Annotated in this window: 8 protein-coding genes; 1 reads left to right on the top strand and 7 read right to left on the bottom strand. The window is 67.9% G+C overall.

What is annotated here, in order from left to right; all coding sequences use genetic code 11:
* Window positions 1-47: 47 nt before the first annotated feature.
* Window positions 48-1952: a SurA N-terminal domain-containing protein gene (locus PLC66_RS12735; protein ID WP_324540957.1), complete on the bottom strand. Its 1905-nt coding sequence runs from the start codon at window positions 1950-1952 to the stop codon at window positions 48-50.
* 207 nt (window positions 1953-2159) lie between these two features.
* Between PLC66_RS12735 and PLC66_RS12730 the strand changes: the two genes are divergently transcribed.
* A complete protein-coding gene (locus tag PLC66_RS12730; RefSeq protein ID WP_324540955.1) occupies window positions 2160-5453 on the top strand; it encodes an EAL domain-containing protein in 3294 nt (1097 codons plus the stop codon).
* A gap of 6 nt (window positions 5454-5459) precedes the next feature.
* On the opposite strand, the gene clpB is transcribed toward PLC66_RS12730, so the two are convergent.
* From clpB to PLC66_RS12700, 6 genes are all read right to left on the bottom strand, one after another.
* Entirely contained in the window at window positions 5460-8045 is a 2586-nt protein-coding gene (gene clpB, locus PLC66_RS12725; RefSeq protein WP_324540953.1) for an ATP-dependent chaperone ClpB, read from the bottom strand.
* Between the two features lie 71 nt (window positions 8046-8116).
* Window positions 8117-10156 (bottom strand): sodium:solute symporter family protein, encoded by a 2040-nt coding sequence (locus tag PLC66_RS12720; RefSeq protein WP_324540951.1) that lies wholly within the window; start codon window positions 10154-10156, stop codon window positions 8117-8119.
* Window positions 10157-10193: 37 nt separating this feature from the next.
* Window positions 10194-12485 carry a 3'-5' exonuclease gene (locus tag PLC66_RS12715; RefSeq protein ID WP_324540949.1) on the bottom strand — a complete coding sequence of 764 codons (2292 nt, stop codon included), beginning with the start codon at window positions 12483-12485 and terminating at the stop codon, window positions 10194-10196.
* A gap of 3 nt (window positions 12486-12488) precedes the next feature.
* Entirely contained in the window at window positions 12489-12857 is a 369-nt protein-coding gene (locus PLC66_RS12710; RefSeq protein ID WP_324540947.1) for a response regulator transcription factor, read from the bottom strand.
* 29 nt (window positions 12858-12886) lie between these two features.
* On the bottom strand, window positions 12887-15628 hold the full coding sequence (locus PLC66_RS12705; protein WP_324540945.1) for an ATP-binding protein: 2742 nt from the start codon (window positions 15626-15628) through the stop codon (window positions 12887-12889).
* Window positions 15629-15641: 13 nt separating this feature from the next.
* Window positions 15642-15839 carry a hypothetical protein gene (locus PLC66_RS12700; protein WP_324540943.1) on the bottom strand — a complete coding sequence of 66 codons (198 nt, stop codon included), beginning with the start codon at window positions 15837-15839 and terminating at the stop codon, window positions 15642-15644.
* Window positions 15840-15910: the final 71 nt, after the last annotated feature.

Genomic DNA, 15910 nt, shown 5'->3' with positions numbered 1-15910 from the left:
GCCCGGCGATGCCGGGCGTTCTGCGTTTACAGGCGGTCAGCCCGGACTCAGGATGCGGGCAGCGCGTTGGCGCTGATCTCGACCTTGTAGCGCTGGCGCAGCTCGGCGAGGAAGGCGGCGAAGTCCCGCCCCGCGAGCAGCTGCGAGTACTGCGCCGCCACCGCCGCGACACGCTCGTCGCTGTCGGCGATCTGCGGCCGCTCGACGGCCTCGATGCGATAGATCACATAGTCGCCTTCGACCGTGCTCACGCCCACATGAGCCGGCAGCGGCTCGGCCGGCGCGGCGAACACCGCCTGCATGGCGGCAGCCGGCAGGCCCGGCGCACCGCGCTGCAGCGTGCGCTCCTCGCCCCATTCGCCCGGGCGCTGCGCATCGGCAAGCGGCTCGCCCTTCTGCAGCACGGCCAGCGCTGCCGCCCCCTGCTCTGCCGCCGCACGGGCGCCACGCTCGAGGCGCAGATCCTCCCGGATGCGCTCGCGCACCTCATCGAGCGGCAGCCGCTGCGCCGCTTCGAAGGCCTTCACACGCGCCGACACCAGCGTGCCGTTGCCGATCTCGATGGCTTCGGTATTGCGCCCCTTCTGCACCACCTCCTCGGAAAAGACGGCGTTGAGCAGGCGCTCGTTGGCAAACGGGCCGGTGGCGGCATCGCGAGACATCCAGTCGGTGCTGCGCACCTCGAGACCGAGCAGCTCGGCCGCCGGGGCCAGGCTGTCCGGCTGCTCGTAGACGGTGTTGGCGAACTGTTCGGCCAGCTCGGCGAAACGGCGTCCGGCCTCGGCGCCGCGCAGCTCGGCGACGATCTGCTCGCGCACCTCGTCCAGCGGCTTGATCGTGGCCGGCTTGATGTCGGTCACCTCGATGATGTGCACGCCGAACTCGGTGCGCACCGGTTCGCCCACCTGCCCCTTGTCCTGTGCGAACACCGCGTCCTCGAACGCCCCCACCATCATGCCGCGGCCGAAGAAGCCGAGGTCACCCCCGCGCCCGGCCGACCCCGGATCCTGCGACTTCTCGCGCGCCAGGTCGGCGAAGCGCTCGGGCTGCGCACGCAGTTCGGCAACCAGGGCCTGGGCCTCGCCCATCACCCGGGTCACCTCGGCCTCGTCGGCGGCCGCGTCGAGTGCGAGCAGGATGTGACGCGCCTGGCGCTCCTCGGCCACCCCGTAGCGCCCCTGGTTAGCTTCGTAGAAGGCGCGCAGCTCGTCATCGGCGACCTCGATGCCCTGCTCGACGGCGCTGCGGTCGAACACCAGGTAGTCGGCCTGAAGTCGCGCAGCGCGCTCGAAGCGCGCTGGATTGGCCTGGTAGTAGGCAGCAATCTCGTCCTCGCTCACCTGCACCTCGGCCGCCAGGCGCGCGGCCGGAAAGCGCAGCTCACGGATGCGGCGTTCCTCGAGCTGGGCAGCCAGGAAGCGCTGCGCCGACGCCTGCGGCACGACGCTGGCGTCGCCGACCGAGCTCACGATCTGCTGCACACGCACGTCCTGCGCGAGGCGGGCCTCGAAATTGGCGGGCGTCATGCCCTGCGCGCGCACCATCATCTCGTAGCGTTGCAGGGAGAAGCGGCCGTCTTCCTGGAACGCCGGCACGGCGGCGATGGTCTCCTGCAACTGCTGCGGCGTGACCACCAGGCGATTCTCGGCCGCATACAGCGCCAGCACGCGCTGGTTGATCAGGTTGTCGAGCACGACGCGGCGCAGCTCCACCGACTCGAGCAAGGCGCGGTCGACCTGGCCGCCGGCGCTCTGGCGCAGCCGGTCCTGCTGCTCGCGCAAGGCCTGGTCGAACTCGAAGGCGCTGATGCCGGTCCCGCCGACCTTGGCGATCTCGTTGCCGGTCGGCGAGTCGCTGAAGTACGCGTCCATACCGAAGAAGGCGAAGGGGATGATGAGGATTGCCAGGATGACCTGCGCAACCCGCTTGTTGCTGCGAATGGCTTCGAACATCTCGATTTCCGCGACGGACTGGAAAGGTGAAAGGAAAGGTGGCAAGGCGCAGCCGCCACACCATCAAGACAGGCAATGCACGCTGCCCCGCAGCAGAGCTCTCCGCTGCGGACGAAAGGCCGAAGTTTAGCGCATCTGCCCTCGATCTGGCCCGAAGCGTGCAGCATGCCGCATTTGGCGAAATGCCGCCCGCCTATACTCCGCGCGATGAGCGCTCGCCCCCTGCCTACCCTGTTCGCAATCGCATTGCTTGCCCTCGGCTACGCGGTCGCGGGCTGGCTCTCCTTGCAGGTGGCGATCCCGCCCGGCTATGCCGCGCCCGTCTTCCCGCCGGCGGGCATTGCCCTGTCGGCGGTGATGATCTTCGGCTGGCGGCTGTGGCCGGGCATCTTCGTCGGCTCGCTGTGCGTGCAGTGGCTCGCCGCCAACGCCGTCGGTGCCGAGGCCCTGCACCCCTCGATCCTGCTCCTGGTCCCGGCCGCCGCCACCTTGCAGGCGCTGGCCGGCGGCTGGCTGGTGAAGCGCCTGATCGGCGCGCGCCACCGCTTCGACACCCCCGCCAGCATCCTGCTCCTGCTCGCCGTCATCGCCCCGCTGAGCTGCCTGATTGCCGCGTCGACGAGCATCCCTCTGCTCGCCGCAGAAGGCCTCATCGCACGCGACGAGATGCTCTTCAACTGGTGGAACTGGTGGCTGGGCGACACGCTTGGCGCGATCATCGCCACGCCGCTGATGCTGGTCTTCCTTGGCCGCCCGGCATCCGACTGGCGCAGCCGCCGCGCGGGGGTGGCCGTCCCCCTGCTGATCGCGCTGCTGGTGCTCAGCTTTGCCTTCCGCCAGGTCATCCAGTGGGAAGAAGCCCGCGTCCACACGCAGTTCAACCGCGACACCGAACTGCTCGGCATCCAGATCCAGCGCCGCCTCGACGCCCAGATCGACACCCTGCTGTCGATCCGCGACCTGGTCGGCGTCAGCAAGGCGCTGACGCGGGCCGAATTCGCCGCTTTCGTGCAGGCCTGGCTGGAACGCTACCCCGGCGCCAAGAACTTCGCCTGGGCGCCGCTCGTGCGCGCCGAGGAACGCGCCGGCTTCGAAGCCCACATGCAGGCGGCGATGGCCGGCTCTCGCATCCTCGACCGCGACGCCGAGGGACGCACCTTTCCCGCCACGCCCGCCGCGCGCTACTACCCGATCACCTACGTCGAACCGCTGGAGGCCAACCTCAGCGTGATCGGCATGAACCCGTACTCACTGCCGGCCGCCGCTGCCGCCATCAGCGCCAGCCAGCAAAGCGGCCGCCCGGTGGCCAGCGAATCCTTCCGCCTCGTGCAGGAAAGCGGCACCCAGCGTGGCATGGTGGTCTACCTCGCCACGTCCGGACCCGCCTGGAAGGCAGACGACAAGGGACAGGGCGAGGCGCGCGCCGGCATCGTGTCCGCCGCCTTCCGCATGGAGGATGCGATCAGGAGCGTGGTGGACCCCGCTCTTGCGCCGGAGATCGAACTCTGCCTGGTCGACGCGGACGGCAGCCCCGGTGGCACCCGCCTGGTCGGCGCGGCGGGCTGCGAGCAGCCTGGCTGGCGCGAACGGCAGGTGCAACGCAGCATCGGCATCGACTTTGCCGAGCGCCGGCTCGAATTGCGCCTGCGCGCCACCCCGCTCTACCTCCACGCCCTGCGCAGCTGGGCAGCCTGGGGGACGATCGCCTCCGGCCTGCTCGCCAGCGGGCTGCTCGGCGCCTTCCTTCTCATCAGCTCCGGCAACACACGCCGGATCGCCGCCCTCGTCGAGCGTCGCACGCACGAACTGGAGACCACCAGCGCCGACCTGCGTGACAAGCAGCGTGCCCTCAGCGAGGCCATGCGCATCGCGCGCATGGCGAGCTGGGAGACCGTGCGCGGCTGCGAAGGCCTGCGCTGCTCGCACGACCTTCACACCCTGCTCGATCGCGACCCGCAGGCGCTGCGCGGGCTCAACGAGCTCGTCGCCAGCTTCTGCGCCGATGACCGTGGCGCCCTGCAGGCGAAACTGGACGAGCTGTGCCGAGGCGCCGGACGCAGGACACTCGACTGCCGCACCCTGTCCACACCACCGCGCGTCCTGCAACTGCAGATCGAAAGCGAATGGACGGCCGACGGCCTCGGACGGCTGCGCGGCACGGTGCAGGACGTCACCAGTTCGCGCGAGGCCGAAGCCCACATCCACTACCTCGCCCGCTACGACACGCTCACCGGCCTGCCCAACCGCAGCGCGTGGATCGAGCAGGGCACACTCGCGCTGCGCAGCGCGGCGCGCCACAGCGACCGCTTCGCGGTGCTATTCCTCGATCTCGACAACTTCAAGACCATCAACGACTCGCTCGGGCACTTCACCGGCGACCGCATGCTCGAGGCGGTCGCGCGCCGCCTGAGCGCCTGCGTGCGCACCGAGGACCTGCTCGCGCGTCTTGGCGGCGACGAGTTCGTCGCCCTCCTGCCGCGCATCACCGGGCCAGAGGACGCCGCCACCGTGGCGCGCAAGATGCTCGAGACGCTCGCCACCGCGCTCGAGATCGACGACCACGAGCTGCGGCCCTCGGTCAGCATCGGCATCGCCCTCTTCCCGGATGACGGCGACACCATGGAGACCCTGCTCAAGCACGCCGACACCGCGATGTATGGCGCCAAGGCTGCGGGGCGCAACAACTACCAGTTCTTCACCCCCGAGATGAACATCCGCGCCACCGAGCGCCTGCTGCTCGAGAACGCGCTGCGCCGCGCCATCGCCAATGACGCGCTAGCCCTGCATTACCAGCCGCAGATCGACACCGCCAGCGGCCGCACCTGCGGCTGCGAGGCCCTGGTGCGCTGGACCGACCCGGCCCAGGGCGCGATCTCGCCCGCTCGCTTCATTCCCGTCGCCGAGGACTCCGGGCTCATCATCCCGCTCGGCGACTGGGTCCTGCGCGAGGCCTGCCGCCAGCAGGTACGGTGGATGCGCGCCGGGCTGGGCGAGGTCTGCATCGCGGTCAACATCTCGGCGTTGCAGTTCCAGCGCGACGACTTCGTGGACAAGGTGTTCGCCATCCTCGAGGAGACGGGCGCGCAGCCGAGCGCGATCGAGCTGGAGATCACCGAGAGCGCGCTCATGCATCCCGGCGACAAGCTGTCCGATCGCCTGCATCAGCTCGTGCAGCTCGGCTTCACCCTGGCGCTCGACGACTTCGGCACCGGCTACTCCTCGCTCGCCTACCTGAAGCGGCTGCCGATCGCCCGCCTCAAGATCGACCAGAGCTTCGTCGCCGACCTGCCGGGCGACCCTGAAGATGCCGCAGTCGTCACCGCCGCGCTTTCGCTGGCCCGCGACCTGGGCATGGACGTCGTCGCCGAGGGCGTGGAAACGCCCGCCCAGCGTGCCTTCCTGGGCGAGCGGCAATGCACGCTGATGCAGGGTTACCTGTTCTCGCGTCCGCTGCCCGCGGACGAGTTCGCGGCGTGGCTGAGGCAGGCCACGCCGCGCTGAGCCAACTCAGGCCGCGGCCCGCTCGAAGCTCAGGTGGCCGTCGCGGGCATCGACGCGGATCCGGTCCTTGGCGCCGAACTGGCCTTCGAGAATGGCCTTTGCCAGCGGGTTCTCGATGCGCTCCTGGATCGCGCGCTTGAGCGGGCGCGCACCGAACACCGGATCGAAGCCGGCTGTCGCCAGTTCGGCCAGCGCCGCGTCGGTCACCTCCATTGCCATCTCCAGCCGTGCCAGGCGATTTTCCAGGTACTTCAGCTGGATCCTGGCAATGCCGGCGATGTGCTTCTCGTCGAGCGCATGGAACACGACCAGTTCGTCGATGCGGTTGATGAACTCGGGGCGGAAGTAGGTCTTCACCTCGGCCATCACCGCCAGCTTGATCACGCCATAGTCGTCGCCGGCCATGGCCTGGATCATCTGGCTGCCCAGGTTCGAGGTCATCACGATGACGGTGTTCTTGAAGTCCACCGTGCGACCCTGGCCATCGGTCATGCGGCCGTCGTCGAGCACCTGCAGCAGCACGTTGAACACGTCCGGGTGGGCCTTCTCGACCTCGTCGAACAGGATCACGCTGTAGGGCTTGCGCCGCACCTGCTCGGTCAGGTAGCCCCCTTCCTCGTAGCCGACATAGCCCGGCGGCGCGCCGATCAGGCGCGCGACCGAGTGCTTTTCCATGAACTCGCTCATGTCGATGCGGATCAGGTGGTCCTCGGAGTCGAACAGGAAGCTCGCCAACGTCTTGCACAGCTCGGTCTTGCCCACGCCGGTGGGCCCGAGGAAGAGGAAGGAGCCATACGGGCGGTTCTCGTCCGACAGCCCCGCACGCGAGCGCCGGATCGCGTCGGCCACCAGGCGCACGGCCTCGTCCTGACCGACCACCCGCTCGTGCAGCTTGGCTTCCATGTGCAGCAGCTTCTCGCGCTCGCCCTGCATCATCTTGCTCACCGGAATGCCGGTGGCACGCGACACGACCTCGGCGATCTCCTCGGCGCCGACCTGGGTGCGCAGCAGCTTGTTGGGCTGCGCGCCCTCGCCGACCTGCTCGGCCATCTTCAACTGCGCCTCGAGCTGCGGCAGGCGGCCGTACTGCAGCTCGGCCACCTTGTCGAGCTGGCCCTTGCGCTGGAAATCCGCCATCTGCGCGCGCAGGGCGTCGATCTCTTCCTTGATGTGGGCCGAGCCGGCCACCTTGGCCTTCTCCGCCTTCCAGATCTCCTCGAGGTCGTTGTACTCGCGCTGCAGCTTGGCGAGCTCGTCCTCGATCAGTTGCAGGCGCTTCTGCGAGGCCTCGTCCTTCTCCTTCTTCACCGCCTCGCGCTCGATCTTGAGCTGGATCATGCGGCGATCGAGCTTGTCCATGACCTCTGGCTTGGAGTCGATCTCCATCTTGATGCGGGCGGCCGCCTCGTCGATCAAATCGATCGCCTTGTCGGGCAGGAAGCGGTCTGTGATGTAGCGATGCGACAGCTCCGCGGCGGCGACGATCGCCGGGTCGGTGATGTCGACGCCATGGTGGATCTCGTACTTTTCCTGCAGGCCGCGCAGGATGGCGATGGTCGACTCGACCGTGGGCTCGTCGACCAGCACCTTCTGGAAGCGGCGCTCGAGCGCGGCATCCTTTTCGATGTACTTGCGGTATTCGTCGAGCGTGGTGGCGCCGATGCAGTGCAGCTCGCCACGCGCGAGCGCGGGCTTGAGCATGTTGCCCGCATCGATCGCGCCCTCGGCCTTGCCGGCGCCGACCATGGTGTGGAGCTCGTCGATGAAGACGATGATGCGCCCCTCTTCCTGGGCGATCTCCTTCAGCACCGCCTTCAGGCGCTCCTCGAACTCGCCGCGGTACTTGGCACCCGCCAGCAGCGCCGCCATGTCGAGCGACAGCACGCGCTTGCCCTTGAGCGTCTCGGGCACCTCGTCATTGACGATGCGCTGCGCCAGCCCCTCGACGATGGCGGTCTTGCCCACGCCGGGCTCGCCGATCAGGACCGGGTTGTTCTTGGTACGGCGCTGCAGGATCTGGATCGCACGGCGGATCTCGTCGTCGCGGCCGATGACCGGATCGAGCTTGCCGCTGCGGGCGCGCTCGGTGAGATCCATGCAATATTTCTTGAGCGACTCGCGCTGGCCTTCGGCATCCTGGCTGGCGACGCCGGCACCGCCGCGCACCGCCTCGATCGCGGCCTCCAGTGCCTTGCGCGTGAGCCCGGCCTCCTTCAGCAGGCGGCCCGCCTCGCCCTTGTCGTCCGCCAGCGCGAGCAGGAACATCTCGCTGGCGATGAACTGGTCGCCGCGCTTTTGCGCCTCGCGGTCGGTGACGTTGAGCAGATTGGTCAGGTCACGGCCGATGCTGACCTCGCCGCCATGGCCCTCGACCTTGGGCAGGCGCGCAATCGCCTTGCCGAGTGCGGCCTTCAGCGGCGGCACATTGACCCCCGCGCGCTGCAGCAGGGACACGCTGCCGCCGTCGTCCTGCTCGAGCATCGCCTGCAGCAGGTGCAGCGGCTCGATGAATTGCTGGTCATTGCCCACGGCGATGCTTTGCGCATCCTGCAGGGCCTGCTGGAACTTGGTGGTGAGCTTGTCGAAGCGCATGGTGGGCGTCCTCAGGGATCGTTTGACTGAACCTTATGTGGGGCGCATCGGCCGCGCTTCAAGAGGCGCGCCTAACGCTGCCCGCGTTCAGGGAGTTCGGGATAACGCACGTAGTCGACCAGGTCCTGGATCTCCTGCGGCGGCGGTGCCGTCAGCAAGCTGACGACGACGATGGTGAGGAAACCGAGCGGCACACCGAACACACCGGCCGAGATCGGGTTGATGTCGAACCAGGCATTGGCCATCGAGCCGCCGAAGAAGGGGTGGGTGCGCACCACATAGAACAGCGTCAGCGCCAGCCCCAGCAGCATGCCGGTGACCGCCCCGGGGCGGTTTGCCCGTTTCCAGAAGATACCCAGCACCAGCGCCGGAAAGAAGGCCGATGCGCCGATGGAGAAGGCCAGTCCGACCATGAAGAGGATGTTGTCGGGCCGCAGCGACGCCACCCAGGCCGCCACCACCGCCACCACCAGCAGTTGCGACTTCGAGATCACCAGCCGCCTATGCGCCGAGGCGCGCGGATTGACCACCTTGTAATAAAGGTCGTGCGACAGCGCGTTGGAGATCGTCAGCAACAGGCCGTCGGCGGTCGACAGCGCGGCGGCGAGGCCGCCCGCCGCCACCAGGCCCGACACCACATAGGGCAGGCCCGCGATCTCGGGGGTCGCCAGCACGATGACATCGGTGTTGAGGCGAAGCTCGGCGAGCTGCAGGATGCCGTCGCCGTTCAGGTCCTCGACCTTGACCAGCCCCACCCTGCCCCAGGACGCCACCCAGTCCGGCAGCACCGCGATGCTGCTGCCCACCAGGTTGTGGTAGACCTCCCACTTGGCGAACACCGCGTAGGCCGGCGCGGTGACGTAGAGCAGGAAGATGAAGAACAACGACCACATGACCGAGCGCCGCGCCTCGGCGACGCCGGGCGTGGTGTAGTAGCGCATCAGGATGTGCGGCAGGGCCGCCGTCCCCACCATCAGCACGAACATGAGGGCGAGGAAATTGTTGCGCGCCACCGCCGACTCCTGCGGCGTCTTGCCCGGGTGGGCGTCGGCGTGCCGTGGTGGCGGCCGCGAGCGCTCGAGCGCCTCGAGCCGGGCGCGCTCCCAGGCCTGCTGTGCCTCGGCCGGCGTACGCGGCAGGTCGCGCAGCGCGCGCTCGGTCAGCGCGATGTCGCGTGCCGGCGCGGTATTGAGCCGCATGTCATTGAGCTGCTCGATCAGCTTGCGCCGCTCGAGCTCCAGCGACGAGGGCAGCGCGGCGATGCGGGCGGCGAGTTCGTCCGCGCGCTCGGCATACAGGCCGCGCACCTCGCGCTCGGTCGGTGCTTCGAGCAGCACGTCCTCGCGCGTGCTGATCTCCTGCAGCACGGTGCCGTACACCGCCTGCGGGATCGGAATGCCGGTGAGCTTGTACGACAGGATCACCACCGGCACCAGGTAGGCGATGATCAGGATCACGTACTGCGCCACCTGCGTCCACGTCACCGCGCGCATGCCGCCAAGAAAGGAACACACGAGAATGCCCGCCAGGCCGATGAAGAGCCCGATCTCGAACTCCACGCTGACGAAACGGCTCGTGATCAGGCCCACGCCATAGATCTGCGCCACCAGGTACACGAAGCTCGCCAGCACCGCGGCGGCCAGCCCCACCAGGCGCGCCACGTTGCCCTGGTAGCGCGCCCCGAGGAAATCCGGGATGGTGTATTGGCCGAACTTGCGCAGATAGGGGGCGAGCAGCAGCGCCACCAGCACGAAGCCACCGGTCCAGCCGGTGACGAAGGCCAGGCCCTCGAAACCGGAGAAATACAAGGTGCCAGCCAGCCCGATGAAGGAGGCCGCGCTCATCCAGTCGGCGGCGGTGGCCATGCCATTGAACATCGCCGGCACGCGCCGCCCGGCGACGTAGTACTCCGACACGTCCGAGGTCCGGCTCATGACGCCGATGGTGGCGTACACCGCGATCGTCACGAACAGGAAGATGTGACCGATGACGCGCTCGGACAGCCCCAGGTACTCGCCGAATGCGAGCAGGACCACGAATAGCAGGAAGCTTGCCGTGTACCAGCCGTAGTAGCGGCGCAGGCGGCGGGCGAAGCCGGCGTTCCGTCTCAAGCCCTGCCCCGCCGGAACGCGCCGTACCGCCCGGACATCAGTACTTGATCCGAGCGTAGTAGGACTTTTCTGCCGCCTCGCGCGCCTCGCGCAGGGTACGGATGCCCTTCTCTGCGAGCAAGGGCACCAGCTTCAGGAACACCTCGGCGGTCACGATCGCATCGCCGAGCGCGGTATGGCGGCCAACGATGGTGAGGCCGAGGCGTTCGGCGATCGCCTCCAGGCGGTGCGACTCCTGGTTGGGTTGAATCACCGCCGACAGCAGCAAGGTGTCGATCACCGGCTGGTCGAAACGTAGCCCGGTCTGCGGCTCCTTCAACTGCAGGAAGCGCATGTCGAAGGCAGCGTTGTGGGCGATCAGCACGGTGTCCGCGGCAAAGGCATGGAAGGCCGGCAGCACCTTGTCGATCGTCGGCTGCCCGCGCAGCATGTCCGCGGTGATGCCGTGGATCTTCGCCGACTCGGCCGCCAGCGGCCGTCGCGGATCGACCAGCTGCTCGAAGGATTCGCTGCGCAGCAGCTTGCCGTTGAGGATTCGCGTCGCACCGATCTGGATGATCTCGTCGCCCTGAGACGGGTTGAGACCGGTGGTCTCGGTGTCGAACACCGTGTAGGTCAGCTCGGACAGCAGGCGGTCTTCCAGCCCATGGGACTTCTCGGACCAGGCAAAAAGATCGAAGTCGTAGTACTCGGGCCGGCTCTCCCCACGCAGATAGGTTTCCGACTCGACCTGCTCCTGCGGCGTCGCGGCCGGCAGCAGGATGCGGAAGAAGGCGCGGTGGCGCACCTTCTCGCGCTCGAGCCACATCTCGCCGTCGTGGCGGTCGATCACGTCGCGCACGGTCAGCGGGCTGCTCTCGCCATCGATCTGCATCGGCTCGAGCTCCCAGCTCATGACGGTCTCGGTGCTCATCGCCTGACCCGACCAGATCAGGTCCAGGTGCAGCAGCCGCCCTGCCGCAGTGAGCCGGAAGCGCACCTCGCGCACCTCGAACTCGTCCGACAGCCGGCTCGCCAGATAGGTGATCGCCTGCATCAGCGAGAAGCTGTCGACCTTCACCCACAGCGACTCATCGACCTCCTCGAGCTTGGTCGGCAGGCCGATGCGGCTCTCGATGCGACGCTGGACAGCGGCGATCAGGTCGGCGCCGAGCATCTCCTCGAGCGGCCAGCGCGCCTTCAGCGAATCGGCGAACTCGTTCGCGGTCTGGTCCAGGCGCCGGCTCATCGCCTGCACCTCGTCGCGGATCACGCTGCGAAAGCGCACCCGCATCTCCTCGGGCAGATCCGCGTAGTCGAGCATCTCGGCCGCTGCGCGCACATTGGCGAGCGAGGCGCGGTTGCCCTCGGTCAGCCCGTGCAGCATCTGGTCGCGGCGCGACTCGTTCTCGAAGTTGCGGGTGATGTTGTCCAGCATCAGGATGAAGCCGGTCAGCGTGCGCTCGCTCTGCGGCGGAACGCTCTGGGCCCCACCCGCGGCGGCCGCCTCGGCCGGCCCTTCGTGGGCGGCCCCCTCGTGGACTTCACCCGCGTGCGAGCCCCCCTCACCATTGGTGACGGCCGGCTCCTGGCGCGCGGCGCCGAGCACGGACAGCACCGGCGCCATCTGCACCCGCAGCAGCTGGCCGGCACGGGTGGTGGTGACGAAGTTCGCCTGCGGTTGGGCCACGCCACGGCGCAGGCGCTGCTGCACGGTGTCGAGCGCGTGGGCGATCTGGTTGCGCTCGAACACGCCGTAGATCGAACGCCCCAGCCCGATCAGCTCGCCCCCGCCGGCCACCGCCGGCGCGTCCGACAAGGCGCGGAACTGCATGCGCGCGCGCTGGTTGTAGAGCAGGATGCGGCCATCGAGGTTGCACACCACCACGCTTTGCGTGAGCTCGGACATCAGCGTGGCAAGGCGATTCTTCTCGAGCTCGACCGACTCCTTGGCGCGGGCGATCTGCGCCTCCACGTCGCCCAGCAGCGCATCGCGCTGGCAGGCCAGTTCGTTGGTCGCCTTCGCCAGCGCCTGCACCTCGGGCGGGCCATCTAGCTGGACACGAAAGCCACGGTTGGCACCCAGCATCAGGCGCAGATGCTCGGACATGCGCAGCAAACCCTGCACGTACTGGCGGAACAGCGCACGCACCACCCCCACGCCGGCGGCAAAACCGAGCGCGGTGAGCATGGTCCCCAGCGTCAGATACGGGCTGATGACCTCGATCAACTGCGCGCGTCCCTCTTCCGTGGTCTCCACCCAGATGATGAGCGCAGTGAGCAGAAAAGGCCCGGTCATCAGCAGGAACAGCACGATCACGGCGAGGATGAAACGCACGCGCGCGGACATGGCTCAGCTCCCGAGCAGGCTGCGCACCTTTTCCACCAGTTCCTTGGTAGAGAAGGGTTTGGTCATGTAGGCATCGGCCCCCAGCGCGAGGCCCTTTGCGACTTCGGTATCGCGCCCCTTCGCCGTCAGCATCAGGATCCGGACCGCCGCCAGCGCGGGGTCGGCCTTGATCTCCTGACACACCTCGAAGCCGCTCTTCTTGGGCATCATCACGTCGAGCAGGACGAGGTCGGGATGGTCGGCGCGAATCCGGCTCACCGCCTCTTCGCCGTCGTTGGCGATCAAGACCTCGAAGCCCTCCCGCTTCATGAGGAATTCCAGCGAAATGACGATGTTCTGCTCATCGTCCGCAATCAGCACTTTTTTGTTCATTGATGCTCCTCCCCGGGCACTATTCTAAGTCATCGCTCGTTCGGCGCCGACGCCAGCGGCAATTCGAAGGAGAAAGTCGCCCCCTCTCCCGGGGTCGACTCCAGCCACAGCCGGCCTCCGAAGTGCTCCACGATCTGGCGGCTGATCGGCAGACCGAGCCCCGTACCCTGCGGGCGGGAGCGCTCGTCACCGCCCTGACGGAATTTCTGGAAGATCACCGGCACGAGCGCGGGCTCGATCCCCGGTCCGTTGTCGCGCACGTCGACACGCAGGTTGCGTCCGTCGCACCACAGCCGCACATCCACCCGGCCGCTGCCGCGCGGCACGAACTTGGCCGCGTTCGACAGCAGGTTGAGCATCACCTGCAGCAGGCGGTCGTGGTCGGCACGCAGCAGGGGCACCGAGTCGGGCATGTCGACGTGCACCTCGGCGCCGCAGTCGCGGAACAGCTGCATCGTGGCATCGACCGAGTGCTGCACCAGCTCGCGCATGTCGATGTCGGTGTTGTGCCACTCGGCATGGCCGGACTCGATCTTGGCCATGTCCAGCACCTGATTCACCAGCCGCGTCAGGCGTACGGTCTCGGACACGATGATGCCGAGAAAGCGCTGGCGGTCCTCGACGTCGATGTCGGGATCGTCCACCATCATCTCGGAGAAGGCGCGGATCGAGGTCAGCGGGGTGCGCAGCTCGTGCGTCACCGAGGACATGAAGTCGTCCTTTAGGCGGTCGAGCTCCTTCAGCTGCTCGTTGGCCGCGCGCAGCTCCGCGGTCGCCGCCTCGAGCGCGAGGGACTTCTCCTCGAGCTTGTGCGAATAGGCGCGCACCTGCGAGGCCTCATCGAGGATGTCCATCACCTCGCCCAGCCCGAGCGGCTCCTCCTGCACCACGGTCGATACCATGACCCGCGCCGACGCACTGCCGATCGCCCCCGCCAGCAGCGACTCGGCGAAATGCACCAGCTCGGGGTCGGCCTTGAGCTGCTCGATGCGTTCGAAGCCATGCGAGCGCGCGTAGGCGCTGAAGGCGTCTTCGGTGCGACGCTGGCCGAGGAAGCGCGCCACCAGAGGCAGCAGGTCGCGCACCTCGGCGCCACTGCGCCAGAAGCTCGCCGGCGGCGCATCGGCACGCCGGAACACGTCGACGAACAGCGCGCCCTGCGTCGCCTCGGCGCCCGTGGGCACGCGCTGCAGCGACACCAGCACATAGCAGCCGATGTTGGCGACCAGGCTCCAGAACAGCGCGTGGGTGATGTTGTCCCAGCCGGCCAGGCCAAAAAGCTGCTCCGGCTTCAGCCACGCCAGCCCGAACAGGCCCTGCTCGAGGAAGCCGGGATCGAGCCAGCCCGACTTCGCGAACGACGGCAGCATCAGGGTGTAGCCCCATACGATGAAGCCCGCGAGCAGGCCGGCGAGCGCCCCCTCACGCGTGCCGCCGCGCCAGTACATGCCGCCGAGCATCGCCGGCGCAAACTGCGCCACCGCCGCAAAGCTGATGAGGCCGATGCTGACCAGCGCGTAGGCCTCGCCGGCGAGACGGAAGTAGAGGTAGCCCAGCAGCAGCACGCCGACGATCGCACCCCGGCGGATCCCCAGCAGCAGCCCGGTCAGGTCGCGCTCGCGCGCCAGGTTCAAACGCCGGCTGCGCAGCAGCATCGGCATCACAAGGTCGTTGCACACCATCGTCGACAGCGCGATGGCCTCGACGATGACCATGCCGGTCGCCGCCGAAAGCCCGCCGACGAACACGAACAGGGCCAGCGCCGCGTTGTCGTGCGCGAGCGGCAGTGTCAGCACGAAGGTGTCCGGGTCGACCGTGCCCTGGCCAAAGTGCAGCAGGCCGCCGATCGCGATCGGAATCACGAAGATGTTGATCGCCAGCAGGTAGGCCGGGAAGGCCCAGGTCGCGCGGCGCAGGTGCTGCTCGTTGACGTTCTCCACCACCGCGATCTGGAACTGCCGCGGCAGGAAGATGATGGACAGCATCGCCAGCAGCACATGGGCGAACCAGCCACCGTAGCCCAGCCGGCCAACGCCGTCGAACGCCAGCAGGTTGGCGAGTTCCGGCGCCGCCATCGCACGTGCATAAAGGTCGCCGAAACCGTCGTACAGCCAGTAGGTGACGTAGATACCGACAGCGAGAAAGGCGAGCAGCTTCACCACGGACTCGAAGGCGATCGCCGCCACCATGCCCTCGTGGCGCTCGGTGGTGTCGAGGTGGCGGGTGCCGAACAGCACCGTGAACGCGGCCAGCGTGAGCGCGATGTAGAGCGTGCTGTCGCGCCACCAGCCGGTCGGCCCCTCGGCGCGGAACAGGGTGTCGTGCTCGCCGATCAGCAGCGCGTACCCGCTCGAGATGGCCTTCAACTGCAGGGCGATGTAGGGCACGATGCCCACCACCGCGATGATGGTGACCAGCCCGCCGAGCAGGTGGCTCTTGCCGTAGCGCGAGGCGATGAAGTCGGCGATCGAGGTGATGCGGTGGCTGCGCGCGATGCGAATCATCTTCAGCACCACCAGCCACGCCAGCGCAAGGCCCAGCGTGGGCCCGAGGTAGGTCGGCAGGAAGGAAGTGCCGCCCGAGGCGGCCCGACCGACGCTGCCGAAGTAGGTCCACGCCGTGCAATACACCGCCAGCGACAGGCTGTAGACCCAGGGGTTGGCGATGATCGAGCGCCCTTGGTCGGCCCGCCGGTCGCCAAAATAGGCGACAGCAAACAGCAACAACAGGTAGGAAAAGGAAACGCCGACGATCAGCCAGCCCGGCAGCATCGCGCCCTCCCCATCATCGCGCTCCGCGCTCGACGATCCAGGCCACGGCCACCACCAGCCCGAGCCAGACGGAAAAGAGATAAACGTGCAGCAGAGGCAGTCCGAACAGGCGCAATGGCCGGTCGAACAAAGAAAGAATCGGATAGTTCAGCAACAGCATGCCGGCGATGAACACGGCCACCAGACGCTGTCCGGCCAGTCCCTTGCGCATCATGACCCTCCCATGATGTTCGCCTCGCACAATGGCTGACGAAGGCGCCGCCCCGTTCTTATGGACGGGGT

Origin of the sequence: Thauera sp. (assembly GCF_035444905.1) — a bacterium.
In the GTDB taxonomy this organism is placed as follows: domain Bacteria; phylum Pseudomonadota; class Gammaproteobacteria; order Burkholderiales; family Rhodocyclaceae; genus Thauera.
This window is presented reverse-complemented; position numbering and strand designations above follow the sequence as displayed.

What these genes read in the sequence shown, in the direction of transcription:
- PLC66_RS12735 (WP_324540957.1), bottom strand. Translation starts at nt 1,952, where the DNA reads ATGTTCGAAGCCATTCGCAGCAACAAGCGGGTTGCGCAGGTCATCCTG.
- PLC66_RS12730 (WP_324540955.1), top strand. Translation starts at nt 2,160, where the DNA reads ATGAGCGCTCGCCCCCTGCCTACCCTGTTCGCAATCGCATTGCTTGCC.
- clpB (WP_324540953.1), bottom strand. Translation starts at nt 8,045, where the DNA reads ATGCGCTTCGACAAGCTCACCACCAAGTTCCAGCAGGCCCTGCAGGAT.
- PLC66_RS12715 (WP_324540949.1), bottom strand. Translation starts at nt 12,485, where the DNA reads ATGTCCGCGCGCGTGCGTTTCATCCTCGCCGTGATCGTGCTGTTCCTG.
- PLC66_RS12710 (WP_324540947.1), bottom strand. Translation starts at nt 12,857, where the DNA reads ATGAACAAAAAAGTGCTGATTGCGGACGATGAGCAGAACATCGTCATT.
- PLC66_RS12705 (WP_324540945.1), bottom strand. Translation starts at nt 15,628, where the DNA reads ATGCTGCCGGGCTGGCTGATCGTCGGCGTTTCCTTTTCCTACCTGTTG.
- PLC66_RS12700 (WP_324540943.1), bottom strand. Translation starts at nt 15,839, where the DNA reads ATGCGCAAGGGACTGGCCGGACAGCGTCTGGTGGCCGTGTTCATCGCC.